Genomic DNA, 24,987 nt, shown 5'->3' with positions numbered 1-24,987 from the left:
GGAGGTCCATTGGCAGAAGGTGCCAAAGGCTGCTGACAACAGGTCTCGCATACTTGTGGGTAACAACCTCTAGCCCTCACCGACCGACGGCCCTACGGTGCTCGCATGGAGCCGAACCTGCCCGATGTCGTGCTGTGGTCAATACCGGCCTTCGTGCTGCTCACCGTGATCGAGATGGTCAGCTACCGCCTCCATCCGGACGAGGACGCGGCCGGATACGAGACCAAGGACGCCGCCACCAGCGTCACCATGGGGCTCGGCAGCCTGGGTTTCGACCTGCTGTGGAAGATCCCCATCCTGGCGATCTACATGGGGGTCTACGAGCTGACGCCGCTGCGGGTGCCCGTGCTGTGGTGGACCGTCCTGCTGATGCTCCTCGCCCAGGACTTCTTCTACTACTGGTCCCACCGCGGCCACCACGTGATCCGGATCCTGTGGGCCTGCCATGTCGTCCATCACTCCAGCGAGAAGTTCAACCTCACCACCGCGCTGCGCCAGCCCTGGACCTCCGCGACCGTCTGGCCCTTCTACCTGCCGCTGATCGCCTGCGGCGTGCACCCGGCGGCGCTCGCGTTCTGCCAGTCGGCCAACCTCGTCTACCAGTTCTGGGTGCACACCGAGCGGGTCGGCAAGCTCCCGCGCCCCTTCGAGTACGTCCTCAACACGCCCTCCCACCACCGCGTCCACCACGCCTCGCAGGGCGGCTACCTGGACCGCAACTACGGCGGCATCCTGATCATCTGGGACCGGATGTTCGGGTCCTTCGCGGCGGAGGCCGAGCGGCCCGTCTACGGGCTCACCAAGAACATCTCCACCTACAACCCGCTGCGCGTCGCCACCCACGAGTACGCCGCCATCGCCCGGGACGTCCGGGCCGCCGACACCTGGAGCGAGCGGGCCGGCCGGGTCTTCCGCGGGCCGGGCTGGCAGCCGGCGGCGAAGGCGGGGGCGCCTGGGCGTGGTTCGGAACCCGTACCGGCCGCGGCATCCGTACCGGACCAGGCCTCCGCCCCGGAACGCGCCCTGTGACCGCCACCGCCGCCCGCCCCGGCTCCACCGGGACCGGCCGACGGGCCGAGCGCTTCACCCGCCCCGTGCTCCTCGCCTTCCTCCTCGTCGCGGCGGCCGACCTCGCCGGGCTCCTTGCCGGGGCCGAGACCGTCCACCTGGTCGCCAAGCCGCTGCTGATGCCGCTGCTCGCCGGGTACGCGGCGCTGCGCGGCGCACCCCGACTGCTCGTCGCGGCCCTGCTGTTCGGATGGGGCGGCGATGTCTTCCTGCTCGCCGACAACGACCTGGCCTTCCTCGTCGGCATGGGGTCGTTCGCCGTCGGCCACGTCTGCTACCTGACGCTGTTCGGGCGGGGGGAGGGGCGGAACCGAGGCGTCGGCCGCTCTCCGGCCGGCCTGGCCACCGGGGCCGGGTACGCCGTCGTCCTCGTCGTCTTCCTCGTGCTGATCTGGCCGGACCTCCCGGCGGACCTGCGGATCCCGCTCACCGGCTACGGTCTGCTGCTCACCGCCATGGCCTGGCGGGCGGGCGTGTTCGGACCGTACGCGGCGGTCGGCGGGGCGCTCTTCCTGCTCTCCGACGCCCTCATCGCCACCGGTATCGCCGAGTGGCCGCAGGCGCCCGCCCCCGACTTCTGGGTGATGCTCACCTACATCGCCGCACAGGCCCTGCTGACCCTCGGGGTGCTGACGAAGGACAAGCCGGGGGCGTGAGCCCGAAGAACGCCCGAGGGGCCCGGGGAGAACGATCTCCCCGGGCCCCTCGGCCATACAGCGACGTGCCGTTACCAGCGCACCGCGTCCAGCGCGTCCACCACTCCGGCCCCGTAGAAGCCGTTGTAGCTCTTGCCGCCCTCACAGACCGCGTCGATGACGCCGTCACCGTTGATGTCGTACGGCTCGCCGCACGCCTTCGCGTCCGCCTCCACCGTCAGCAGCGCCTTGACCGCGGCCGGCGAAGCGTAGGGGTGCTTCGACTTGATCAGCGCCACGACGCCCGCGACATGCGGGGACGCCATCGACGTACCGGCCTTGTAGCCGAACTTGCCGCCCGGCAGCGTGGAGAGGATCAGGCCGTTGACGGCGGGCGGCTCGGGGGTCTGGTAGACCGTCGAGTCACCGCCCGGGGCCGCCACGTCGATGATGCCCTTGCCGTAGTTCGAGTACGAGGACTTCAGGCCCTTCGCACCCGTCGCGGAGACCGTCACGACGCCCGGCAGCATGGTCGGGATGTCCGGGCAGGCGCTCGGGTCGATCGTCCGCGTGACCGGCTCGGTGTCGTTCGGGCTGGTCGTGTCCTCGATCGCGTCGAGGGCCAGGTCGTGGCGGGAGTTGCCCGCCGCCGCGACGTTGACCGTGCCCTTGCGCTCCGCGTACTTCACGGCGCGGGTGAGTGCGGCGACCAGGGCGCCCTGGTCGGCGTCGTTCTTGCAGTTGAACAGCCACGGGTCGGTGTAATAGCTGTTGTTGGTCACCTCGACACCGCGCTCGGCGGCCCAGAGGAACCCGCAGACGACGGCCTCGGTGTAGAAGAACCCGTCCGGGTTCGACACCTTGATGCCCGACACCTTCACGCCCGGGGCCACACCGGTCACGCCGGCGCCGTTCTTCGCGGCGGCGATGGTGCCCGCCACGTGCGTGCCGTGGTCGCTCTCGCCCGCCGCCGGACGCCAGGAGCCGGCGGTGGTGTCCGGAGCGCCCGACACACAGTTCGCCGAGGCGCGCTCGTCGAAGTTCGGGGCCAGGTCCGGGTGGGTGTCGTCGACGCCCGTGTCGATGACGGCGACCGTCACCTTCTTCGAGCCCAGCGACTTCTGGTGCGCCTTGTCCGCCTTGATCGCGGGCAGCGACCACTGGAGCGGCTCCAGCGGGTCCTCGCCGGCCTTCGCGTCCGCGGCGGCGGCCGCCGCCTGCTCGGCGGTGAGCGGCTCCGCTATCGAGCCGATGTCCTTCGTGGCCTGCGGCACGATCGGGTTCGTGCGGGTCGCGCCGGCCGACTCCACGCCCCGTGCGCGGCGGATCGTTTCGCCGAAGGCCGGGTTCTGCGAGTGGACGACGATGACGCCGATCTGCTCATAGGCGATGACGACGGTGCCGCCGGCCTTGGCGATCGCCTTCTTGACATTCTTCACCGTGCCGTGGCCGCCCCGGACGTTGACCACGTAGGACAGCTTCGGCCCGTCGGTCCGCACGCTCGCGGCGGCCTGCTCGCCGGTGGGCGCCGCCGTGGCCGTCGCCGTCGGCAGGAAGCCGATCGAGGCGGTCAGCGCGAGTCCGACGGGGACCGCGAGTGCGCGGGTCCGTCTCGATGCCAGATGAGCCATGGGTTCTCCACATCATCCGTGCCGAACGACCGGACACCTGGCGTGTTCGGTCGCGTACATGACGAGTGAAGCTATCGCTGATCATCCCGGCGCATCAACGTTTACGGGCAAGTGAGTTCGAAGAGTGACCGATGCGGCCGAATGTGAACGGGTGACGCCCCGCCAACCGGCCGAACGGTGCCCCCTCCGGGCAGGCGAACGAGAAGGCGAAAGACGCGGTGAACCGCTTCGTCGCGCTCTCCGTGCCGTTGTCCAGGAGGTACATCACCGTCCCCCGTCGGTAAAGAGGCCTCCTTGACACCCAACGTCCCCCAGATCACCGCACCCGCGTCGCGAGGAGATTCCGTGGCTACCGATGCACCGCCGCCCCCCGAGGGCACATCGCCCGCCGGGCCCGTACAGCCCACCACCGAGGCGTTCGTCGCGGTGCAGTCGAGCCCGGACTTCGCCGACCTGCGCCGCTCCTACCGTTCCTTCGCCTTCCCCCTGACCATCGCTTTCGTGACCTGGTACCTGCTCTACGTCCTGCTCTGCAACTACGCGGGCGGATTCATGGCCACCAAGGTCGTCGGCAACATCAACATGGCGCTCGTCCTCGGACTCGCCCAGTTCGCCACCACCTTCCTCATCGCCTGGCTCTACTCCCGGCACGCCGCGAGCAAGCTCGACCCCAAGGCCGAGGCGATCAAGTCCCGTATGGAGGCCGACGTATGAGCGCCGCCCACGCCCTCTATCCCACCGTCCAGCTGGCCGCCACCGAGGGGGCGAGCGAGCATCGGCCGCTGATCATCACGTTGTTCGCCGCGTTCGTCGTCGCCACCCTCTTCATCACCGTGTGGGCGGGCCGCCAGACCAAGAGCGCCTCCGACTTCTACGCGGGCGGCCGCCAGTTCACCGGATTCCAGAACGGACTCGCGGTCTCCGGCGACTACATGTCCGCAGCGTCCTTCCTCGGCATCGCCGGAGCCATCGCCCTCTTCGGATACGACGGCTTCCTGTACTCCATCGGTTTCCTCGTCGCCTGGCTCGTCGCCCTGCTCCTGGTCGCCGAACCGCTGCGCAACTCCGGCCGCTACACGATGGGCGACGTCCTCGCCTACCGCATGCGCCAGCGCCCCGTCCGCACCGCCGCCGGTACGTCCACGATCGTCGTCTCGATCTTCTACCTGCTGGCCCAGATGGCCGGAGCCGGCGTCCTCGTCTCGCTGCTGCTCGGCATCACCAGCGACTTCGGGAAGATCGTCATCGTCGCCCTGGTCGGCATCCTCATGATCCTCTACGTCACCATCGGGGGCATGAAGGGCACCACCTGGGTGCAGATGGTCAAGGCCGTCCTGCTCATCGCGGGCACCCTGCTCATCACCTTCCTGATCCTGCTGAAGTTCAACTTCAACATCTCCGACCTGCTCGGCACCGCCGCCAGCAACAGCGGCAAGGGCGCGGCCTTCCTGGAGCCCGGCCTGAAGTACGGCGCCGACGGCGTCTCGAAGCTGGACTTCATCTCGCTCGGCATCGCCCTGGTCCTCGGCACCGCCGGCCTGCCGCACATCCTGATCCGCTTCTACACCGTGCCCACCGCCAAGGCCGCCCGTAAGTCCGTGAACTGGGCGATCGGCATCATCGGCGCCTTCTACCTGATGACGATCGTGCTCGGCTTCGGCGCCGCCGCGATCCTCAAGCCGGACGACATCATCGCCTCCAACAAGGCCGGCAACACCGCGGCGCCCCTGGCCGCACTGGAGATCGGCGGCGGCTCCGGATCCACCGGCGGCGCCATCCTCCTCGCGGTCATCTCCGCGGTCGCCTTCGCCACCATCCTGGCCGTCGTCGCCGGACTCACCCTCGCCTCCTCCTCGTCCTTCGCGCACGACATCTACGCCAACGTCATCCGCAAGGGGCAGGCCACCGAGAAGGAGGAGGTCCGCGCCGCCCGCTGGGCCACCGTCGCGATCGGCATCGTCTCCATCGCGCTCGGCGCACTCGCCCGCGACCTGAACGTCGCCGGACTCGTCGCCCTGGCCTTCGCGGTCGCGGCCTCCGCCAACCTGCCGACGATCCTCTACAGCCTCTTCTGGAAGCGGTTCACCACGCAGGGGGCCCTCTGGTCCATCTACGGCGGCCTCGCCTCGTCCGTCCTGCTGGTGCTCTTCTCGCCGGTCGTCTCCTCCAAGCCCAGTTCGATGTTCCCGGACGTCGACTTCGCCTGGTTCCCGCTGGAGAACCCCGGCCTGATCTCGATCCCGCTCGGCTTCCTGCTCGGCTGGGTCGGCTCGCTGATCTCCAAGGAGAAGGCCGACACCGACAAGTACGCCGAACTGGAGGTCAAGTCCCTCACCGGCGTCGGAGCCCACTGAACCCAGCGGAGCGGGCGGGCCCGTTCGGCCCATCACCCACCATCTGTGGCCGGGCCGCGTCGTAGAGTCCTACGACGCGGCCCGGCCGCACCTCGTGGCAAACGGGCCACGCCGTTGTCACATGTCTCACGTAGGCTCGGAAGTACCAGAAGCGAAGAAAAGCGATCGCACCACCGGGGGAGGGACCCACCGTGCTCATCGACACCTACGACCGGGTCGCCACCGACCTACGCGTGTCACTCACCGACAAGTGCAATCTCCGCTGTACCTACTGCATGCCGGAAGAGGGCCTCCAGTGGCTCGGCAAGAGTGAGCTGCTCTCCGACGACGAGATCGTGCGCCTGATCCGGATCGCCGTCACCCGGCTCGGCATCACCGAGGTCCGCTTCACCGGCGGCGAGCCGCTGCTGCGTCCCGGCCTCGTCTCGATCGTGGAGCAGTGCGCCGCGCTCACCCCCCGCCCCCGGATGTCCCTCACGACCAACGGCATCGGGCTCAAGCGGACCGCCACCGCCCTCAAGGCCGCGGGCCTCGACCGGGTCAACGTCTCGCTGGACACCCTGAGGCCCGACGTCTTCAAGACCCTCACCCGCCGTGACCGCCACAGGGACGTGCTGGACGGCCTGGAGGCCGCCCACGAGGCCGGGCTCACCCCGGTGAAGGTCAACTCCGTCCTGATGCCGGGGCTCAACGACGACGAGGCCCCCGAGCTGCTCGCCTGGGCCGTGGCCCACGGCTACGAGCTCCGCTTCATCGAGCAGATGCCGCTCGACGCCCAGCACGGCTGGAAGCGCGACGGCATGATCACCGCCGGGGACATCCTCGCCTCGCTGCGCACCCGCTTCACCCTCACCCCCGAGGGCGACGCCTCCCGCGGCTCCGCCCCCGCCGAGCGCTGGACCGTCGACGGCGGCCCGCACCGCGTCGGCGTGATCGCCTCCGTCACCCGCCCGTTCTGCCGCGCCTGCGACCGTACGCGGCTCACCGCCGACGGCCAGGTCCGCACCTGCCTCTTCGCCCGCGAGGAGACGGATCTGCGCGGGGCGCTGCGCGGGGACGCGCCGGACGAGGAGATCGCCCAGCTCTGGCGGACGGCGATGTGGGGCAAGAAGGCGGGCTCCGGACTGGACGACCCGTCCTTCCTGCAGCCCGACCGCCCGATGTCGGCGATCGGCGGCTGACGCCGAGGCGTCCCGGGAGCTGACGCTCAGGCGTCCCGCGAGCCCTCGGGCCCGGGATCCCAGTCCTTCAGCGCCACGACATCCTTGAGGAAGCCCCGTACATCGAGGAACGAGGACAGGTGCTCCCGGTGCTCGTCGCAGGCCAGCCAGGTCTTGCGCCGCTCCGGCGTGTGCAGCTTCGGGTTGTTCCAGGCGAGCACCCACACGGCGGCGGCCCGGCAGCCCTTGGCGGAACAGAGCGGGGCACCGGAGGGACTCTCGGCGGACGTCTCGGGAAAAATCACGGGTCCCAGCCTAAAACAGGTGCTCGCGAACCAAGTCAGGTGGATCGCAGGCCTTCTGACGCATCCCCTGCCGGAGAAAAGGCGACGCCGAGCAGCCACGGGGGGAGCTGCCCGGCGTCGGTCCATCGCTCCGACGGGGGATGCGGAGCGCTTTCGAAGTATGTCACGGGGACCGGGGTGCGGTGCACCGGAACGTCATGATTGATCTGAGCTTTTCCTGAGCTTCGCGCGACGTGCGAGGTCAGCCGGGCTCATGCGGCGGCGGAACCCGGCCGGACGCCCCCTGCGCGTCCCCCGACTCCGCCGAACCGGCCCCCGGAGCGGCCTCCAGAGCCGGGCGCATCGGCATCGGCACGAACGTCGTCGGCAGCGAAGTCGCGTTCTCCCGGCCCGCGTTGGCGATGACCACCGCCACGTACGGCAGCAGGACGCCGAGCACGAGCGCCACGATCGCCACATGCCGCTCCACGTTCCACAGCACCGCGGCCAGCACCACCGACACCGTGCGCACCGACATCGAGATCACATAGCGCCGCTGCCGGCCGCGGACGTCCTCCGTCAGCCCCTGACGGGCGCCCGTGATCCGGATGACCTCCGAATCCGCGTTCTTCCGCAGCATGCTCCACCACCAGATGTCGTCGCCGGACGCTCACGGACCGGGCCGCATCCACGGTACGCCCGGCATCCGCCGCGCAGGCGCCCGGGGCCCGCCCCACGGGTGAGACCCGGGGTCCCCCGGACGGCCCAACCGGGCATGCGGACCCCCGGACGGCGGGCCGAGACTGGGCGGACGCGCACTCCGCGCCGTACGAGGAGGCGAAATGAGCTGGTTGTGGGCAATCATCGTGGGATTGGTGCTCGGTGTCCTCGCCAGAGCGATCCTGCCGGGTAAGCAGGACATCCCGCTCTGGCTGACGGCCGTGTTCGGCATCCTCGGCAGCATCCTCGGCAACGCCGTGGCGGGCTGGATCGGTGTGGAGGACACCAAGGGCATCGACTGGATCCGCCATGTGCTCCAGCTGGCGGGCGCCGTGGCGGTCGTCGCCGTCGGCGACATGGCCTGGCAGAAGATCCGGGGCGGCCGCAGTCAGAGAACCTGACCGGTCACCGCTCCATCGAACGCCGCGGCCGGACACGCGAGGAAAGCGTGTCCGGCCGCGGCGTCGTCATGCGTGGGAGAGCAGCGCGCCGGAAGGCGGGTGCCGGCCTCTGCCACCGTCCCCCTCTCCCTGCCGGATACCGGCTCGCTGTGTGCCGTGGCCGGGTCCAGACTGGACAGAGGAAGTGCTTGCTGTCTCCTCAACACGTGAGCAAGGAGGAGCCATGACAGCGACGACACGAAAGGATGTACCTGTCGTCATCGAAGGTGACGGAGTGGAGTTGCGAGTCCAGGACGTCGGCGGAGAACTGTCCGTCGCCTTTGTGCGGTTTCCCGAGGGCACCGACATGGGTCCGGCTCTCAAGGGACTGGCCGACGACCTCTGCCCGTGCCCGCACTGGGGGTATCTCTTCAAGGGCCGTCTGAAGATGCGTACGCCCCACGGCGACGATCTCTACGAAGCGGGTGAGGCGTTCTACTGGCCGCCCGGACACGCTCCGGTGGCGCTCGAGGACTGCGAGTACATCGACTTCTCGCCCACCAAGGACTTCAACAAGGTCATCGAGCACATCAAGGCGCAGGGAGGATGACGGACGTCCCCTGAGGACCGGTCGGGACGACCCATGTGCCGGAGGCCCGCCCAGCGCTACCCCCGAGCCGGGCCCTGACGCCCCGCAGCACCACGGCCGGACACGCCTTCCTCGCGTGTCCGGCCGCGACGCTGTGCCGAGCGGCCGGGATCAGCCCGCCGGGCTGACCTCCACGGCCGCCAGGTTCTTCTTGCCGCGGCGCAGCACCAGCCACCGCCCGTGCAGCAGCTCCCCGGCGTCCGGCGCGACCTCGCCGTCGAGGACCTTCACGTTGTTCACGTAGGCGCCGCCCTCCTTGACCGTACGGCGGGCCCCCGACTTGCTCGGCGCGAGACCGACCTCCACCAGCAGGTCCACCAGCGGACCCAGCTCGGCGACGGTGGCGTGCGGCACCTCGGACAGGGCGGCGCTCAGCGTCGCCTCGTCCAGCTCGGCCAGGTCGCCCTGGCCGAACAGCGCCTTCGACGCCGCGATCACGGCCGCGCACTGCGCACCGCCGTGCACCAGCGTCGTCAGCTCCTCGGCCAGCGCCCGCTGCGCGTTGCGCGCCTGCGGCCGCTCCTCGGTCAGCTTCTCCAGCTCCTCCAGCTCCTCACGGCTCCTGAAGCTGAGGATGCGCAGGTAGCGCGAGACGTCCCGGTCGTCCACGTTCAGCCAGAACTGGTAGAACGCGTACGGCGTCGTCATCTCCGGGTCGAGCCAGACGGCGCCGCTCTCGGACTTGCCGAACTTCGTCCCGTCCGCCTTCGTCATCAGCGGCGTCGCCAGCGCGTGCACGACCGCCCCCGGCTCCAGCCGGTGGATCAGGTCGATGCCCGCGGTGAGGTTGCCCCACTGGTCGCTGCCGCCCTGCTGAAGGGTGCAGCCGTGCCGGCGGTACAGCTCCAGGAAGTCCATCCCCTGGAGCAGCTGGTAGCTGAACTCGGTGTAGCTGATGCCCTCCTGCGACTCCAGCCGGCGGGCGACGGAGTCCTTGGTGAGCATCTTGTTGACCCGGAAGTGCTTGCCGATGTCCCGCAGGAACTCGATCGCGGACATGCCCGCGGTCCAGTCCAGGTTGTTGACCATCGTCGCCGCGTTCGGGCCCTCGAAGGTGAGGAAGGGCTCGATCTGCCCCCGCAGCCGCTGCACCCAGGCGGCGATGGTCTCCGGGTCGTTCAGCGTGCGCTCGGCGGTGGGCCGCGGGTCACCGATCTGCCCCGTGGCCCCGCCGACCAGCGCCAGCGGCTTCAGCCCGGCCTGCTGGAGCCGCCGCATGGTGAGCACCTGCACCAGGTGCCCCACGTGCAGGCTGGCCGCGGTCGGGTCGAAGCCGCAATAGAAGGTGACGGGACCGTCCGCGAGAGCCTTGCGCAATGCGTCCTCGTCAGTGGACTGGGCGAACAGCCCGCGCCACTTCAGCTCGTCGACGATGTCCGTCACGGTTCCGGTGCTCCTTATGCCTGGTAGAGATGTACGTGTCAGTCTAGGCGGGTCATACGCCCGGGCTGACCGAGCTCATGTTGAAGTCCGGGATGCGCAGCGCGGGCATCGCCGCCCGGGTGAACCAGTCGCCCCACTCGCGCGGCAGGGTCTTCTCCGTACGCCCGGCCTCCGAGGCCCGCGACAGCAGGTCCACCGGCGACTCGTTGAACCGGAAGTTGTTCACCTCGCCGACCACCTCGCCGTCCTCGACCAGATAGACGCCGTCCCGGGTCAGCCCGGTCAGCAGCAGCGTCGCCGGGTCCACCTCGCGGATGTACCAGAGGCAGGTCAGCAGCAGCGCCCGTCCGGTCGTCGCGGCGACCATCTCCTCCAGCGACTTCTCGCCGCCGCCCTCCAGGAGCAGGTTGTCGATGCCCGGGGCGACCGGGAGGCCGGTCAGGCCCGCCGAGTGCCGGGTCGTCGTCAGCCGCTCCAGCTTCCCGTTCCGGACCCAGTCCGTCGGGGCCAGCGGCAGCCCGTTGTCGAAGACGGAACCGCTGTCGCCGGAGGAGTGGGCGATCACGAACGGCGCCGACTCCAGACCCGGGGCGTGCGGGTCGCTGCGCAGCGTGAGGGGGAGCGGAGCGAGCTGCTCGCCCAGCCGGGTCCCGCCGCCCGGCGTCGAGAACACCGTCCGGCCCTCCACCGCGTCCCGCGCGGTCGACGACCAGAGCTGGTAGATCAGCAGGTCCGCCACCGCGGTCGGCGGCAGCAGCGTCTCGTACCGGCCGGCGGGCAGCTCGATGCGCCGCTCCGCCCAGCGCAGCCGTTGTGCCAGCTCGGCGTCCATCGCCGCCGGGTCGACGTCCTTGAAGTCCCGGGTCGCCCGGCCCGCCCACGCCGAACGCGTCCGGTCCGGAGACTTCGCGTTCAGCTCCAGCGTTCCGTTCGGCTGGTCGTGGCGCAGCCGCAGCCCCGTCGACGTGCCCACGTAGGTGGAGGTCAGCTCGTGGTTGGCGAAGCCGTACAGCTCACGGCCCCCGGCACGGGCGCGCGCGAAGGCGTCGCCGAGCGCCGGGGCGAAGTCCGCGAAGACCTCCGAGCCGGTCTCGGCGGGCGCGTCCGTGAAGTCGGGCGATGCGGGCACCCCGCTCACCAGCGGCTGCGCGTCCTCCGCCGGACCCGCGCCCCGGGCGGCGGCCTCGGCGGCGCGGACCAGCGGCTCCAGGTCGTCCGTGGTCACGGCGGACCGGGAGACCACACCGGAGGCGGTTCCCTCGGCCCCGTCCACGGTCGCGACGACGGTCAGGGTCCGGCCCCGGGTCACCCCGTTCGTGGTGAGCGCGTTGCCCGCCCAGCGCAGATTGGCGGAGGACTGCTCGTCGGCGATGACCACCAGACCGTCCGTGGTGGACAGCTCCAGAGCCCGCTCGACGATCTCGTACGGCTTGCTGACGCGGCTCATCGCCCGGCCTCCTGCGTCGTGTTGAGACTGTGCCTACCCGGGGGACGACCCCCGGGCCCCCAGCCGGTTCCGTGGTCGCCGTTCATCGCCCGGCCTCCTGCGTCGTGTTGAGGATGTTGACGCCCCGGAAGAGGGCGGAGGGGCAGCCGTGCGAGACGGCAGCCACCTGGCCCGGCTGGGCCTTGCCGCAGTTGAACGCGCCGCCGAGCACATACGTCTGGGGGCCGCCGACCTTCTCCATCGAGCCCCAGAAGTCCGTGGTCGTCGCCTGGTACGCCACATCGCGCAGCTGCCCGGCGAGCCTGCCGTTCTCGATGCGGAAGAACCGCTGACCGGTGAACTGGAAGTTGTACCGCTGCATGTCGATGGACCACGACCGGTCGCCGACCACGTAGATCCCGCGCTCGACCCCGCCGATCAGGTCCTCCGTCGAGAGCCCGCCCGGATCCGGCTGCAACGACACGTTCGCCATGCGCTGGACGGGGACATGGCCCGGAGAGTCCGCGAACGCGCAGCCGTTGGAGCGGCCGAGGCCGGTGAGCTTCGCGATCCGGCGGTCCAGTTGGTAGCCGACGAGCGTGCCGTCCTTCACCAGGTCCCACGACTGCGCCTCGACGCCCTCGTCGTCGTACCCGATCGTCGCGAGCCCGTGCTCGGCCGTGCGGTCGCCGGTCACGTTCATCACGGGGGAGCCGTACGCCAGCTTGCCGAGCTGGTCGAAGGTGGCGAACGAGGTCCCGGCGTACGCCGCCTCGTACCCCAGCGCCCGGTCCAGCTCGGTGGCGTGGCCGATCGACTCGTGGATCGTCAGCCACAGGTTCGACGGATCGACGACCAGGTCGTACGCCCCCGCCTCGACGCTCGGGGCCCGCATCTTCTCCGCCAGCAGCCCCGGGATCCGCTCCAGCTCGGCGTTCCAGTCCCAGCCGGTGCCGGTCAGATACTCCCAGCCCCGGCCCACCGGCGGCGCGATCGTGCGCATCGAGTCGAACTCGCCGGTCGTGCCGTCCACCGCGACGGCGGTGAACTGCGGGTGGATCCGCACCCGCTGCTGCGTGGTCACGGTGCCCGCCGTGTCCGCGTAGAACTTGTTCTCGTGCACGGTCATCAGGGACGCGTCCACATGCGCGACACCCTCCGCGCCCAGCAGCCGCCCGCTCCACTCGGCGAGCAGCGCAGCCTTCTCCTCGTCCGGTACGGAGAAGGGGTCGACGTCGTACGCCGAGACCCAGGTCCGCTCACCGTGCGACGGCTCGTCCGCCAGCTCCACCAGCTCGTCCGAGCCGGCCGCCGCGATCACCTTCGCCGACAGCTTGGCCATCGCCACCGCCTGCGAGGCCACCTTCGCGGCAGCGTCCATCGTCAGGTCGACCCCGGATGCGAACCCCCAGGCCCCGCCGTGCACCACGCGCACCGCGTAGCCGAGGTCCGTGCCGTCCGACGCCCCGGCGGGCCGCGCGTCCCGCAGCCGCCAGGTGGCGCTGCGCACCCGCTCCAGCCGGAAGTCGGCGTGCGTCGCGCCCAGCGCCCGCGCTCGGGCGAGCGCCGCGTCGGCCAGCGCGCGCGACGGCAGTGCCAGGAATGACTGATCTACCTCGTGGGGCACAGGGAGTTCCCTTCTCGATACACCACGGCAGTGAACCACGCCGGAGGGTGACCGCACCGGGGGATATCGCAGACGTGTGGGCGGACCACGCATCGGCGCGGACTGTAGGAACCCCACAGCACCCCGGACAAGCCACTGTCAGGGCCCGATTCCCCGATCGGCGCACGGTACCGATAGGTTTTCGACGTACCCGACCGCCCGGGACCACGCACCAGACCGCCAAGGAAAGGGTGATCCGTTGAGCCGCTCGGTTCTCGTCACCGGAGGAAACCGGGGCATCGGCCTCGCCATCGCCCGCGCCTTCGCCGACAACGGCGACCAGGTCGCGATCACCTACCGCTCCGGCGAGCCCCCTCAGGCCCTTACCGAAGCCGGTGTCCTCGCGGTCCGCTGCGACATCACCGACGCCGAACAGGTGGAGCAGGCCTACAAGGAGATCGAGGAGAAGCACGGTCCCGTGGAGGTGCTCGTCGCCAACGCGGGGATCACCAAGGACCAGTTGCTGATGCGGATGTCGGAGGAGGACTTCACCTCCGTCCTCGACACCAACCTCACCGGCACCTTCCGGGTCGTCAAGCGTGCCAACCGCGGCATGCTGCGCGCCAAGAAGGGCCGGGTCGTCCTGATCTCCTCCGTCGTCGGCCTCCTCGGCTCGGCCGGTCAGGCCAACTACGCCGCCTCCAAGGCCGGGCTGGTCGGCTTCGCCCGGTCGCTGGCCCGTGAACTCGGTTCGCGGAACATCACCTTCAACGTCGTCGCCCCCGGTTTTGTCGACACCGACATGACCCAGGCGCTCACCGAGGAGCAGCGCAAGGGCATCGTCGCCCAGGTGCCGCTCGGCCGCTACGCGCGGCCCGAGGAGATCGCCGCCGCCGTGCGCTTCCTCGCCTCCGACGACGCGTCGTACATCACTGGAGCCGTCATTCCCGTTGACGGCGGATTGGGCATGGGTCACTGATCACCATGAGCGGAATTCTCGACGGCAAGCGCATCCTCATCACCGGGGTGCTGATGGAGTCGTCCATCGCGTTCCACGCCGCGAAGGTGGCCCAGGAGCAGGGTGCCGAGGTCATCCTGACGGCCTTCCCGCGTCCCACCCTGACCGAGCGCATCGCCAGGAAGCTGCCGAAGCCGGCCAAGGTCATCGAGCTGGACGTGACCAACCAGGAGCACCTGGACCGGCTGGCGGGCCTGGTCCGCGAGGAGCTCGGCTCGCTCGACGGTGTCGTCCACTCCATCGGCTTCGCGCCGCAGGACGCGCTCGGCGGCAACTTCCTCAACACCCCGTTCGAGTCCGTCGCCACCGCGATGCACGTCTCGGCGTTCTCGCTGAAGTCGCTGGCCATGGCCTGCAAGCCGCTGATGAGCGAGGGCGGCTCGATCGTCGGCCTCACCTTCGACGCCCAGTACGCCTGGCCGCAGTACGACTGGATGGGCCCGGCCAAGGCCGCGCTGGAGGCCACCTCCCGCTACCTCGCCCGTGACCTGGGCAAGGACGGGCTGCGCTGCAACCTGATCTCAGCCGGACCGCTGCGTTCCATGGCCGCCAAGTCCATCCCGGGCTTCGAGGAGCTGGCCGACGTCTGGAACACCCGCGCCCCGCTGGCCTGGGACATGAACGACCCGGAGCCGGCCGGCCGCAGCATCGTCGCCCTGCTCTCCGACTTCTTCCCGCGCACCACGGGCGAGATCATCCACGTCGACAGCGGCGTGCACATGATGGGCGCCTGACCGCGCACCGCCACAGCTGAACGGCCCCCGGCCGCGTCACCCCGTTTTGGAGGTGGCGCGACCGGGGGCCGTCGCCGTGCGTGGTCGCTCCGGTCGAAAAGTCGGCCGATCCACCGCAGAATGTGGAGGAACCGGACTTCTGGTCAGGCTGCGGGAGGGAGATCGCTGTGCGCCCCACGCGCCGACGAACCCGTCTCCTCCTGGCCGCCTCGGTGGCCGCCGCGGCCCTCGCCGTACCTCTGGGGGTGCACGCCGCCAGGGGAGCCGACTCCGGTACGGAAATGGCGCCGCCGGAGCCCGAACCGGCCGGCTCGGAGTGCCGTACGACCGTCGAGGGCTCCCGGGTCGTCGCGTACTGCCACAACCCCTACCCCTCCGTCGACCTGGTCCGGCTGCACACCGAGTGCGACCGATGGTGGGACGTCGACGCGGACGGCGAGGTGGTCGCGGTGGAGCCCGGCCGGACCGTACGGCTGGAGGACCGCTGCTGGAAAGAGGTCGCCACCGCCTGGGTCAGCCACCGCCCCGCCCCGCTGTGAGCCTCCCGAAGGCGACCCCCGCCCCACTGTGAGCAGGCCCGAGGGCTACACCCGGTCCGTCAGACAGTTCAGCGCGTGGCTCGCTGCCTCGGCCGCCGCCGTCTCCGCGTCCCCGGCCCGGATCGCCTCGACCAGCCGGCCGTGGTCCATGTGGTTCTCCGGCCGCAGCTCGGGACCCACGTCACCGCGCAGATAGTCGCGCAGCAGATCCCCGAGGTCGGCGTAGAGCCCGGTCAGGACGTCGTTGTGCGAGGCGGCCACCACCGCCAGGTGCAGCGTCGCGTCCGCCGCCACGAACGCCTCCGCGTCGCCCGATGCCCAGGCCTCCTCCCGGCGCGCCATCAACGCGTCCAGCTGTCGCAGATCCCGCTCGGTGCGCCGGGTCGCCGCCAGCCGGGCCGCCGACGACTCCAGTGTCGAGCGCAGCTCCGCGACATGCCGGGGGTCCGCCGCCGCGAACCTGCGGTGCATCACCCCGGCCAGCTCGCTCGTGGCGATCACATACGTGCCGGAGCCCTGCCGGATGTCCAGCAGCCCGTTGTGCGCCAGCGCCCGCACGGCCTCGCGGACGGTGTTACGGGCCACGCCCAGCTGCTCGACCAGCTCGGGCTCGGTCGGAATCCGCGAGCCGACCGGCCACTCGCCCGAGGTGATCTGGTTCCGCAACTGGGCGATCACCTGGTCGGAGAGTGCCGAACGCCGAGGAGACGTCAGCGCCATGGTGCTCCTTGCTCGTGAGCTTGAGGTCCGGGCCGGATTCTCTCCCGCATTCTCTCAACGCGTGCGGGGGATGCCGGGCTATGGCCGGATTGGACAATCAATCATCCCATGATTCTATGATGGCTCCATGCCGGACGACGAGACGCAGACCCCGACCCTGAACCGCGAGGCCACCGCGCGCACACCCCACGACACCCGGGCCCAGCAGCTCCCCGGAGCCGCCGATGGGCCCTCGCCCTGGCTGCTGCGCCTCATCGCCGTGGGACTCGTCCTGGCCGCGCTCAACCTCCGCCCCGCCATCACCAGCCTCGGCGCCCTCCTCGAAGAGGTCCGCGAAGGGCTGCACATGAGCGGCAGCGTGGCCGGCGTCCTCACCTCCGTGCCGCCGCTCTGCTTCGCCGTCTTCGGTGTCATGGCACCGCGCCTCGCCCGCCGCTTCGGCGCGGGCGCCGTCGTCTGCGCGGGCATGGCCGCCATCGCGACGGGCCTGGTCGTCCGCCCCTACATCGGCTCCACCGCCGGATTCCTGGCCGCCAGCGCCCTGGCCCTGATGGGCATCGCCGTCAGCAACATCCTGATGCCGGTGATCGTCAAGCGCTGGTTCCCCGACCGCGTCGGCACCATGACCGGCCTCTACTCCATGGCCCTGGCCCTCGGCACCGCCCTGGCCGCCGCCCTCACCGTCCCGGTCACCGGAGCGCTGGGCGGCAACTGGCGGACGGGCCTGGTCGTCTGGGCCGTGCTCGCCGCCGTCGCCGTGCTGCCCTGGATCGTCCTCGTACGCGACCGCACCCCGGCCCCCGGCCAGCCGGCGCCGGCCGCTGCGAACGCCACCGAGGCGCAGCCCCTGAAGATCGCCCGCAGCCGCACCGCCTGGGGCCTCGCCTGCTTCTTCGGGCTCCAGGCAACCGCCGCGTACATCACCATGGGCTGGATGCCGCAGATCTTCCGCGACGCCGGGGTCTCCGCCGGCACGGCCGGACTCCTGCTCGCGGTCACCATGGCGATGGGCGTCCCGCTGGCCTTCGTCATCCCCCGGGTCGCCTCCCGGCTCAAGAACCAGGGCCCCATCGTCGTCGTCCTCGGCCTGTGCGGCCTGATCGGCTACAGCGGCCTCTACCTCGCGCCCGCCGCCGGAGCCTGGGCCTGGGCCCTGCTCCTCGGGGTCGCGAACTGCGCCTTCCCGCTCGCCCTCACCATGATCGGCATGCGGGCCCGGTCCGGCGCGGGCGTGGTCCGGCTCTCCGCCTTCGCCCAGTCCACCGGCTATCTGCTCTCGATCCCCGGCCCGCTGCTCGTCGGCGTCCTCTACCAGCACAGCGGCGGCTGGGGGCTGCCGATCGCCCTGATGGCGGGCCTCATGATTCCCCAGATGGTGGCCGGGATCCTCGCCGGCCGGGACCGGACGATCGAGGACGAGTGCTGAGATGCGACACTGACCTCATGCCAGTGCTCGATCCGAATCCCCAGAACGGCCAGAAGAAGCTTCTCCTCGTGTTCGGGGCGATGCTCCTCATCACCGTCGTCATCGGTGTGATCGCCACGATCGCCTCGCCCTGACGCCCGCGAGGGGTGGGGCTAGCCCCACCCTCCCCTAGGGGGCCAGGGTCAGGGTGAAGTGGGTGGGTCACCGGATGGGACCGGCCGGCCCCGTTCCGTAGGTTCTTCGGTAACGACCCGATGACTTGACGGAGGCGGACATGCCGGCACCGACGCACACCAGGTCCCACCGACCGGCCGCCGACGGTGTCGAGATCCGGCTGCCCTGGTGGGCGGTCGCCCTGCCCGCCGTCGCGTTCGCCGCGCTGCTGCTGATGATCCTCAGCCCCGGGCAGGCCCAGGCCGCCACCACCGACCCCGCGCTCGGACAGCTGATCGAACGCACCTTCCAGTTGCTGTTCCGCTGAGCCGAAGCCGCCCCGGACCAGCGCGTGAACTGTCCGGACGAGCCCGTCAACACCCTGCGCCGGAGGGCGCGTTTCATGCGAAGCTGAGATGTATGAGCGTCGAGACACCTCGCAGGATCGTCCTTCTCCGGCATGCCAAGGCGGAATGGTCACAGGCTTCCGATCATGAGCGCCCGCTGGCCGAGCGCGGCCGAAAGGACGCGCCCGTGGCCGGCCGCAGGCTCGCCGATTCCGGCATCGACTTCGATCTGGCCCTCTGCTCCAGTGCCGCCAGGACACGGGAGACCTGGAAGCTGGCGGTCCATGAATTCTCCCAGCGCCCCCGGACCGTCTACGAGGAGAGGCTGTACGAGGCATCCCTCGGCGAACTGATCGCCCTGTTCAACGAGACCCCCGACGAGGTGCGCAACCTCCTGGTCATCGGGCACAACCCCGGAATGCACGGGGCCGCCGACGCCCTCTCCGGCTCGGCCGAGGGCGACACCCTGGCCCGGATGACCCGGGACGGTTTTCCCACCGCCGCCTACGCCGTGGTGGAGTTCCCCGGCTCCTGGAAGAGCGTGGAGCACGGCGCGGGCAGGCTCACGGAGTACTGGACCCCGAACGACTGAGCGCGCGCAGGGCCCCGGCACCACTGCGGTGCCGGGGCCCTGCGCGCGCTCGGACGGGTTCAGTCGACGAGGCCGTCCGCCGCCTCGACCTCTTCCCGGGTGATGCCGAGCAGATAGAGCACGGTGTCCAGGAACGGCACGTTCACCGCGGTGTGCGCCGCCTCGCGGACCAGGGGCTTGGCGTTGAACGCGACACCGAGCCCGGCGGTGTTCAGCATGTCGAGATCGTTCGCCCCGTCCCCGATCGCCACCGTCTGGGCCAGCGGTACGCCCGCCTGCTCGGCGAAGCTCCGCAGCAGCCGAGCCTTGCCCGCCCGGTCCACCACCTCGCCGACGACCCGGCCGGTGAGCTTGCCGTCCACCACCTCCAGGGTGTTGGCCGAGGCGAAGTCGAGGCCGAGCCGCTCCTTGAGATCGTCCGTGACCTGGGTGAAGCCGCCGGAGACGACGCCGACCTGGTAGCCGAGCCGCTTCAGCGTACGGATCAGGGTGCGGGCGCCGGGGGTCAGCCGTACCTCGGTGCGGACCTTGTCAACCACCGAGGCGTCCAGTCCGGCCAGCAGCGCGACCCGGGCGTGGAGCGACTGCTCGAAGTCCAGCTCGCCGCGCATCGCCTGCTCGGTCACCTCGGCGACCTTGTCCTCGCAGCCCGCGTGCGCCGCGAAGAGCTCGATCACCTCGTCCTGGATCAGTGTGGAGTCGACGTCCATGACCACCAGCCGCTGGGCCCGCCGGCTCAGCCCGGCCGAGACCACCGCGACGTCCACACCGATCTCGGCGGCCTCGGTCGCCAGCGCGGTCCGCAACTCGGCCGTCCCGGTCCCCGACACCGCGAACTCGACGGCGGTGACCGGGTACTTCGCCAGCCGGAAGATACGGTCGATGTTCCCGCCGGTCGCGGTGATGGTGGCCGCTATGGCGGCGGTCGACTCGGCGGTGAGCGGGTGCCCCAGCACCGTCACATGGGAACGGCCGTCACCGCGGGGCCGGTTGTCGCCGATGCCGGAGATGATCTCGGCCTGCAGCTTCAGGGAGTCGGCCCAGCTGTGCACGGTTGCCCGCAGATCGCCCTCGGTGGTCCCGCCCGCCGTGGGCGCGGTGACCAGGGCGCACAGCACGATGCGGCCCCGGGTGACGACCTGCTCGATGTCCACGACGTCGACCGCGTACGCGGCGAGGGTGTCGAAGAGCCCGGCCGTGATGCCGGGACGGTCCTTGCCGAAGATCTTGACCAGCAGCGTGGGTGCGTCGCTGCCCGGAGGGGGCCCAAGGGGCTCAAGAGACTCAGAGGGCTCAGAAGACGAAGGGGGCTGAGGTGGCTGAGATGCGCTCATGGTGCTCCCACCGTATCGGTCCCGCCGTGTCCTCCGGCCGCCCGTCCCGAGTGCCGGACGGAATCGCACCGGTCCCGCCCGCGCCGCGTCCGGATCTGGCCGGTACGCGTCTTGCGCCCGGCCGCACCGGCTGTCTCGTATCTGCCGGTATTACGTCACTGGACATCTTCTGGGCGGTAATCGGCCCTTCATCCGTACTTGACCGCGTCCACTCCCGTTTCGCCCCCCGGTATCGGGGTGTTCGCGAAGGTCTCCTCGCGCTCTTCACCCGCCCGACTTTCGGATCGGGGACTGGTCCTGGAATAGTTCCCCACGATGTTCAGCATCCCTAGACTCCCTGCGACGGGGGTATCACGGGGGACAACTAGTGGGGCGCGGAGTGCCGGAACTCGTACTGGAATTGAATGGCAGCACCTGGACGCTCGATCCGTCCAGGTCGTACACCCTTGGACGTGATCCGCAGGGCGACCTGACGATCGACGACGCCAGAGTGTCGTGGCGGCATGCCACGATCAGCTGGAACGGCCGCAGTTGGTCCATCGAGGACCACGGCAGCACCAACGGCACCTATGTGCAGGGCCGGCGGATCCAGCAGGTGGAGCTCGGCGTCGGCTCGGTGCTGCACCTGGGCAACGCCACCGACGGACCCCGGGTGAGCATCGGCGCCGCCGCGGGAGCCGGTGTCGCCGGCGGCCAGGCGGCCGGCGCGCAGCAGGCCCCGGCGCACCAGCCCCACCAGCAGCCCCAGGGCGGCGCCGCGGGCTGGCACGGACAGCAGGCGCCCGCCCAGCACCAGGCCCCTGCCCAGCAGCAGGCCTGGCAGCAGCCGCAGGCGCCCCAGCAGCAGGTCCCGCACCAGCAGCCCGCGCACCAGAGCGTGCCGCACCAGCAGCACCCCGGGCAGCAGGGCGGACCGGGACAGGGCGGTGCCGCGGGGGCGCCGCCGGTCTACGGCGACCGCAGCCCCACCACGTTCCACCAGCTGGCCCTCGGCCGGGTCATGCGCATCGGTCGTGCGCTGGAGAACGAACTGGTCGTCTCCGACCTCCAGGTCTCCCGCCACCACGCCGAGTTCCACGCGACGCCCGACGGCCGCTTCGAGATCCGCGACCTCGGCTCGCACAACGGCACGTACGTCAACGGCCAGCCGCTCCACAAGTCCGGCTCGGCCCTCATCGGCCCGAACGACATCGTCGGCGTCGGCCACTCGACGTTCCGGCTGGTCGGCGACCGGCTGGAAGAGTTCGTCGACACCGGTGAGGTCTCCTTCTCCGCCCGCCACCTCACGGTGACGGTCGACGGCGGCAAGCAGATCCTCAAGGACGTCTCCTTCGGCGTCCCGGAGAAGTCACTGATCGCGGTCATCGGCCCGTCCGGTTCCGGAAAGTCCACCCTGCTCAAGGCGCTCACCGGCTACCGGCCCGCCAACCAGGGTGACGTCCTCTACGACAACCGAAACCTGTACAAGCAGTTCGCCGAGCTGCGCCAGCGCATCGGTCTGGTCCCGCAGGACGACATCCTGCACAAGGAACTCACCGTCGCCAAGGCCCTCAAGTACGCGGCCAAGCTCCGCTTCCCCGCGGACACCACCGAGGCCGAGCGCCAGTCCCGGATCACCGAGGTCCTCGCCGAGCTCAAGCTCGACATCCACAAGGACAAGAAGATCACCTCGCTCTCCGGCGGCCAGCGCAAGCGCGTCTCGGTCGCCCTGGAGCTGCTCACCAAGCCGTCGCTGATCTTCCTGGACGAGCCGACCTCCGGCCTCGACCCGGGCATGGACCGCGACGTCATGCAGCTGCTGCGCGGCCTCGCCGACGACGGCCGCACGGTGCTCGTGGTCACGCACTCGGTCGCCGAGCTGGCGATCTGCGACAAGCTCCTCGTGATGGCGCCCGGCGGTTCCGTCGCCTACTTCGGTCCGCCGGAGGAAGCGCTGAACTTCTTCGGCTACACCAGCTGGGCCGACGTCTTCTCCGCCTTCGAGAACTACCGCGACTACGACTGGGCGGGCCGCTGGCGCGGTTCGCAGCACTACCAGATGTACGCCGCCGACATCGACGCCGTCGCGGCCCAGCCGGTCACCATGCCGCCGCCCCAGCAGATGAGGCCCCCGAAGGCGCAGAGCTGGGGTACACAGCTGTGGACCCTGGTGCGCCGGTACACCTCCGTCATCGCCTCCGACAAGGCCTTCCTCGGCCTGATGGTGGCGCTGCCCGCGGTGATCGGTGTGCTGGCCGCGGTCATCCCGGCGGACTTCGGACTGGCCCCGCCCACCCCGCCGACCCAGTTCAACGGCAAGGCCGGGATGATCCTGCTGATCCTCGCGGTCGGCATCTGCCTCGCCGGGTCGGCCAGCTCCGTACGAGAACTGATCAAGGAACGCGTGATCTACGAACGGGAACGGGCCACCGGCCTCTCCCGCTCGGCCTATCTGACGTCCAAGGTGATCGTGCTCGGCGTGATCACGGCCTTCCAGAGCGTCATCCTCTGCGGCATCTGCTTCGCCGTCCGTGATCTGCCGGAGGAGGGGCTGTTCATGCCTCCGGCCGTCGAGATCTGCATCTCGATCGTGGCCCTCGGGTTCACCTCGATGATGTTCGGCCTGATGATCTCCGCGATGGTCAAGACCTCCGAGATGACCATGCCCCTGCTGGTCATGTTCGCGATCGTCCAGCTGGTGTTCACCGGCGTCCTCTTCCAGGTGTACGGGACGCCCGGCCTGGAGCAGCTCACCTGGCTGATGCCGTCCCGCTGGGGCGTGGCCGCGGCCGGTACCACGCTGGACCTGGCCAACCTGATGCCGCCGTGGGACCCGAAGAACCCGACCGACCTGGACCCGCTGTGGGAGGCCACGGCGACCCAGTGGGGGATCAACATCTTCGTGCTGCTGGTGATCGGCGCCGTCTGCGCCGTCGCGGTCGCGCGCCTGCTGCGCCGCCACGAGCCCGAGGTCATGCGCAAGTAGGCACCGGGTACGACGCCGAGGCCGGCACCCCCGCGGGGGTGCCGGCCTCCGGCATGCGTACGGCTGGTCCCGGAGACTCAGTACGCGCTGTTCACGTTGTCCATGGAGCCGTAGCGGTCGGCCGCGTAGTTGCAGGCGGCGACGATGTTGGCGACCGGGTCGTACAGGTCCTTCTTGGTGCCCGCCACGTGGTAGCGGTCGAAGGTCGGCTGGATCACCTGGAGCAGACCCTTGGACGGGATGCCGTTCCGGGCGTTGATGTCCCAGTTGTTGATGGCCCAGCGGTTACCGCTGGACTCGCGGATGATGTTGCGGTGGATCCCCTCGTAGGAGCCGGGGATGCCTTCCTTCTTCATGATCGCCATGGCCTCGCGGATCCAGCCGTCCAGGTTGTTGGCGTAGACGGGCTTGCGCGGGGTGGAGCGGTTGGCCTTCTCGGACGCGCGCTTCTTGGCGTCCGCCTTGGCCTTGGCGGCCTTCTCGGCCTTGTCCTTCGCGTCGGCGGCGGCCTTGGCCTTCGCCTCGGACGCGGCCTTCGCCTTCGCGGCCTTGGCCTTGGTCTCGGCGGCGGCCTTCGCCTTGGCGGCGTCGGCGGCCTTCACGAGCTTCTCGGCGGTGGAGTGCTGCTCGATCATGCTGTTCTGCACGGTCTTGGCCTGTGCGGTACCCGTGGCGTTGGTGAAGGCCACGGGCGCAGCGGCGGCTGCCGCCTGCGGGGCAATCTCGGCATCGGCGTTCGACGGGACGAGCGAGAAGGTCAGGGCGGCGACGCCCAGGGCCGACACACCGGCCACGGAGATCTTCTGGACCTTGTTCAGACGACGGAGACGACTGGGAATGCGAGTCGCAGACATGTAGGGCTACCTCTTCGAATGCTCAGGTGTCCTCACGGAGGACGAGACCGGAGGCGGTGATGCGCACCTCCGTCGGGGACGAGAGCAATTCTTAGCGGCAGCAAAATTCTGAGGCAAAGGTGTGACGTACGAAGCCGGGTAGTGGAGTGGGGTCCCGTTCGTCCGAAATGACCCCGGTTCACGCCTGCTTAAAACGCCCTTATGTGTCCACTAGGTACGTTCGTAAGTGACGTGCACCCTATGCCTGGGCTCACATCGGCGACGTAACAGTCTCACCAATCGTTGCTGAAGCAATCCGGAGCGTTACGTTCCTCATCCGGCAGGATGAGGTGGACGTCCCCGAACTCGTGCCAGAGGTACCGCTCCTGGAGCGCCGCCTCGTACCCGCGGCGCAGCGCCTCGCGCCCCGCCACCGCCTCCAACATCAGCAGGTGCGAGGCCTGCGGCTCGTGCAGCCCGGTCAGCAGCCCGTCCACCACCCGGACCCCGCGCCGCGGCGTCACCACGAGGTCCGTCCACCCCTCGGCGGGCCGCACCACCCCGTCCGCGCCCACCGCCGTCTCCAGCGCCCGCACGGCCGTCGTCCCCACCGCGACCACTCGGGCGCGGCCCGCCGCCCGTACGGCGTTCACCAGCCAGGCCGTCGCCGCCGGTACCGCGAACCGCTCCGGGTACGGCGGCTCGTGCGCCTCCGCCGAGGCCACCCCCGTATGCAGGGACAGCGGGGCGAACAGCACCCCCCGGCGCACCAGCTCCGCCACCAGCGGGGCCGTGAAGGGGCGCGCGGCGCTCGGCATCTCCGCCGAACCGCTCCCGTCCGGGGAGTCCACCGCGAACACCGTGCGGTACGCCGACAGCGGCTGATCCCGGTCCGTGTACCCGTACCGGATGGGCCGCCCGTACCTGCGCAACAGCTCCGGCACCCGCTCCGGTACCCGCGCCCACCAGAGCCGGGCCCCGGCCGCGGGCCCGAGCGGCTCCTCCAGCACCGGGGCCGGCGCGCCCGCCC

The 24,987-nt window shown here is 70.3% G+C and carries 25 protein-coding genes; 15 read left to right on the top strand and 10 right to left on the bottom strand.

The annotated features are described in order from the left end of the window. Positions 1-105: 105 nt before the first annotated feature. A complete protein-coding gene (locus D3105_RS05885) occupies positions 106-1,029 on the top strand; it encodes a sterol desaturase family protein (RefSeq protein WP_118900645.1) in 924 nt (307 codons plus the stop codon). Continuing rightward, positions 1,026-1,724 (top strand): lysoplasmalogenase, encoded by a 699-nt coding sequence (locus D3105_RS05880; RefSeq protein WP_118900643.1) that lies wholly within the window; start codon positions 1,026-1,028, stop codon positions 1,722-1,724. The genes D3105_RS05885 and D3105_RS05880 overlap by 4 nt, the downstream gene beginning before the upstream one ends. Positions 1,725-1,795: 71 nt before the next feature. On the opposite strand, the gene D3105_RS05875 is transcribed toward D3105_RS05880, so the two are convergent. Continuing rightward, positions 1,796-3,334, bottom strand: coding sequence for a S8 family peptidase (locus D3105_RS05875; protein ID WP_118900641.1), 1,539 nt, complete (start codon positions 3,332-3,334; stop codon positions 1,796-1,798). A 345-nt stretch (positions 3,335-3,679) separates the two neighbouring features. On the opposite strand from D3105_RS05875, the gene D3105_RS05870 reads away from it, so the two are divergent. The 3 genes from D3105_RS05870 (at position 3,680) to moaA (ending at position 6,869) form a co-directional block, all read left to right on the top strand. After that, the gene (locus D3105_RS05870; RefSeq protein ID WP_118900639.1) at positions 3,680-4,048 is read left to right on the top strand and encodes a DUF485 domain-containing protein; all 369 of its coding nucleotides are present in this window, start codon (positions 3,680-3,682) and stop codon (positions 4,046-4,048) included. Next, complete coding sequence (locus D3105_RS05865; RefSeq protein WP_118900636.1) at positions 4,045-5,688, top strand: solute symporter family protein; 1,644 nt, start codon at positions 4,045-4,047, stop codon at positions 5,686-5,688. The genes D3105_RS05870 and D3105_RS05865 overlap by 4 nt, the downstream gene beginning before the upstream one ends. Before the next feature lie 191 nt (positions 5,689-5,879). Continuing rightward, the gene (moaA, locus tag D3105_RS05860) at positions 5,880-6,869 is read left to right on the top strand and encodes a GTP 3',8-cyclase MoaA (protein ID WP_240646817.1); all 990 of its coding nucleotides are present in this window, start codon (positions 5,880-5,882) and stop codon (positions 6,867-6,869) included. A gap of 26 nt (positions 6,870-6,895) precedes the next feature. Here the strand turns inward: moaA and D3105_RS05855 are convergent, their stop codons facing one another. Next, positions 6,896-7,153, bottom strand: a complete 258-nt coding sequence (locus D3105_RS05855; protein ID WP_118900631.1) for a hypothetical protein — start codon at positions 7,151-7,153, stop codon at positions 6,896-6,898. A gap of 241 nt (positions 7,154-7,394) precedes the next feature. Continuing rightward, positions 7,395-7,772, bottom strand: a complete 378-nt coding sequence (locus D3105_RS05850; protein WP_118900629.1) for a DUF3099 domain-containing protein — start codon at positions 7,770-7,772, stop codon at positions 7,395-7,397. A 202-nt stretch (positions 7,773-7,974) separates the two neighbouring features. Between D3105_RS05850 and D3105_RS05845 the strand changes: the two genes are divergently transcribed. Together D3105_RS05845 and D3105_RS05840 are read left to right on the top strand one after the other, a co-directional pair. Further along, complete coding sequence (locus tag D3105_RS05845) at positions 7,975-8,253, top strand: GlsB/YeaQ/YmgE family stress response membrane protein (RefSeq protein ID WP_118900627.1); 279 nt, start codon at positions 7,975-7,977, stop codon at positions 8,251-8,253. A gap of 274 nt (positions 8,254-8,527) precedes the next feature. Further along, the gene (locus D3105_RS05840) at positions 8,528-8,842 is read left to right on the top strand and encodes a hypothetical protein (protein ID WP_318198694.1); all 315 of its coding nucleotides are present in this window, start codon (positions 8,528-8,530) and stop codon (positions 8,840-8,842) included. A gap of 150 nt (positions 8,843-8,992) precedes the next feature. Here D3105_RS05840 and tyrS read toward each other — a convergent pair whose 3' ends face one another. The 3 genes from tyrS to D3105_RS05825 form a co-directional block, all read right to left on the bottom strand. Beyond that, complete coding sequence (gene tyrS / locus D3105_RS05835; protein ID WP_118900622.1) at positions 8,993-10,264, bottom strand: tyrosine--tRNA ligase; 1,272 nt, start codon at positions 10,262-10,264, stop codon at positions 8,993-8,995. 52 nt (positions 10,265-10,316) lie between these two features. Next, a complete protein-coding gene (locus D3105_RS05830; RefSeq protein WP_118900620.1) occupies positions 10,317-11,711 on the bottom strand; it encodes a metallopeptidase TldD-related protein in 1,395 nt (464 codons plus the stop codon). Between the two features lie 82 nt (positions 11,712-11,793). After that, on the bottom strand, positions 11,794-13,317 hold the full coding sequence (locus tag D3105_RS05825; RefSeq protein ID WP_118900618.1) for a TldD/PmbA family protein: 1,524 nt from the start codon (positions 13,315-13,317) through the stop codon (positions 11,794-11,796). Between the two features lie 238 nt (positions 13,318-13,555). Between D3105_RS05825 and fabG the strand changes: the two genes are divergently transcribed. From fabG to D3105_RS05810, 3 genes are all read left to right on the top strand, one after another. Further along, on the top strand, positions 13,556-14,275 hold the full coding sequence (gene fabG / locus D3105_RS05820; RefSeq protein ID WP_097884898.1) for a 3-oxoacyl-[acyl-carrier-protein] reductase: 720 nt from the start codon (positions 13,556-13,558) through the stop codon (positions 14,273-14,275). Positions 14,276-14,280: 5 nt separating this feature from the next. Then, positions 14,281-15,048: an enoyl-ACP reductase FabI gene (gene fabI, locus D3105_RS05815; RefSeq protein ID WP_003969986.1), complete on the top strand. Its 768-nt coding sequence runs from the start codon at positions 14,281-14,283 to the stop codon at positions 15,046-15,048. Positions 15,049-15,215: 167 nt separating this feature from the next. Then, positions 15,216-15,587 carry a hypothetical protein gene (locus D3105_RS05810; RefSeq protein WP_118900616.1) on the top strand — a complete coding sequence of 124 codons (372 nt, stop codon included), beginning with the start codon at positions 15,216-15,218 and terminating at the stop codon, positions 15,585-15,587. A gap of 45 nt (positions 15,588-15,632) precedes the next feature. On the opposite strand, the gene D3105_RS05805 is transcribed toward D3105_RS05810, so the two are convergent. Further along, complete coding sequence (locus tag D3105_RS05805; RefSeq protein WP_032784346.1) at positions 15,633-16,307, bottom strand: FadR/GntR family transcriptional regulator; 675 nt, start codon at positions 16,305-16,307, stop codon at positions 15,633-15,635. 127 nt (positions 16,308-16,434) lie between these two features. On the opposite strand from D3105_RS05805, the gene D3105_RS05800 reads away from it, so the two are divergent. The 4 genes from D3105_RS05800 to D3105_RS05790 all read left to right on the top strand — a co-directional run bounded on the left by D3105_RS05800 (position 16,435) and on the right by D3105_RS05790 (position 18,825). Beyond that, positions 16,435-17,733 (top strand): CynX/NimT family MFS transporter, encoded by a 1,299-nt coding sequence (locus tag D3105_RS05800; RefSeq protein ID WP_118900614.1) that lies wholly within the window; start codon positions 16,435-16,437, stop codon positions 17,731-17,733. 17 nt (positions 17,734-17,750) lie between these two features. Beyond that, positions 17,751-17,867: an SGM_5486 family transporter-associated protein gene (locus D3105_RS35700; protein ID WP_007446146.1), complete on the top strand. Its 117-nt coding sequence runs from the start codon at positions 17,751-17,753 to the stop codon at positions 17,865-17,867. A 140-nt stretch (positions 17,868-18,007) separates the two neighbouring features. Beyond that, complete coding sequence (locus D3105_RS05795) at positions 18,008-18,214, top strand: hypothetical protein (RefSeq protein WP_030813932.1); 207 nt, start codon at positions 18,008-18,010, stop codon at positions 18,212-18,214. A 92-nt stretch (positions 18,215-18,306) separates the two neighbouring features. Beyond that, positions 18,307-18,825 carry a SixA phosphatase family protein gene (locus D3105_RS05790; RefSeq protein WP_010061430.1) on the top strand — a complete coding sequence of 173 codons (519 nt, stop codon included), beginning with the start codon at positions 18,307-18,309 and terminating at the stop codon, positions 18,823-18,825. Between the two features lie 59 nt (positions 18,826-18,884). Here the strand turns inward: D3105_RS05790 and serB are convergent, their stop codons facing one another. Beyond that, positions 18,885-20,159 carry a phosphoserine phosphatase SerB gene (gene serB / locus D3105_RS05785; RefSeq protein WP_118900611.1) on the bottom strand — a complete coding sequence of 425 codons (1,275 nt, stop codon included), beginning with the start codon at positions 20,157-20,159 and terminating at the stop codon, positions 18,885-18,887. Positions 20,160-20,526: 367 nt separating this feature from the next. On the opposite strand from serB, the gene D3105_RS05780 reads away from it, so the two are divergent. After that, complete coding sequence (locus D3105_RS05780; RefSeq protein WP_118900609.1) at positions 20,527-23,124, top strand: FHA domain-containing protein; 2,598 nt, start codon at positions 20,527-20,529, stop codon at positions 23,122-23,124. Between the two features lie 77 nt (positions 23,125-23,201). Here the strand turns inward: D3105_RS05780 and D3105_RS05775 are convergent, their stop codons facing one another. Beyond that, the gene (locus D3105_RS05775; RefSeq protein ID WP_118900607.1) at positions 23,202-23,978 is read right to left on the bottom strand and encodes a transglycosylase SLT domain-containing protein; all 777 of its coding nucleotides are present in this window, start codon (positions 23,976-23,978) and stop codon (positions 23,202-23,204) included. Between the two features lie 272 nt (positions 23,979-24,250). Continuing rightward, on the bottom strand, positions 24,251-24,987 hold a 737-nt coding region (locus D3105_RS05770), incomplete at its 5' end, for an S-adenosylmethionine:tRNA ribosyltransferase-isomerase (RefSeq protein ID WP_165890967.1).

This window comes from Streptomyces globisporus (genome assembly GCF_003501885.1).
Lineage (GTDB): Bacteria > Actinomycetota > Actinomycetes > Streptomycetales > Streptomycetaceae > Streptomyces > Streptomyces globisporus_D.
Note: the sequence above shows the minus strand (reverse complement) of the source record. Positions and strands in the feature narration are given on the sequence as shown.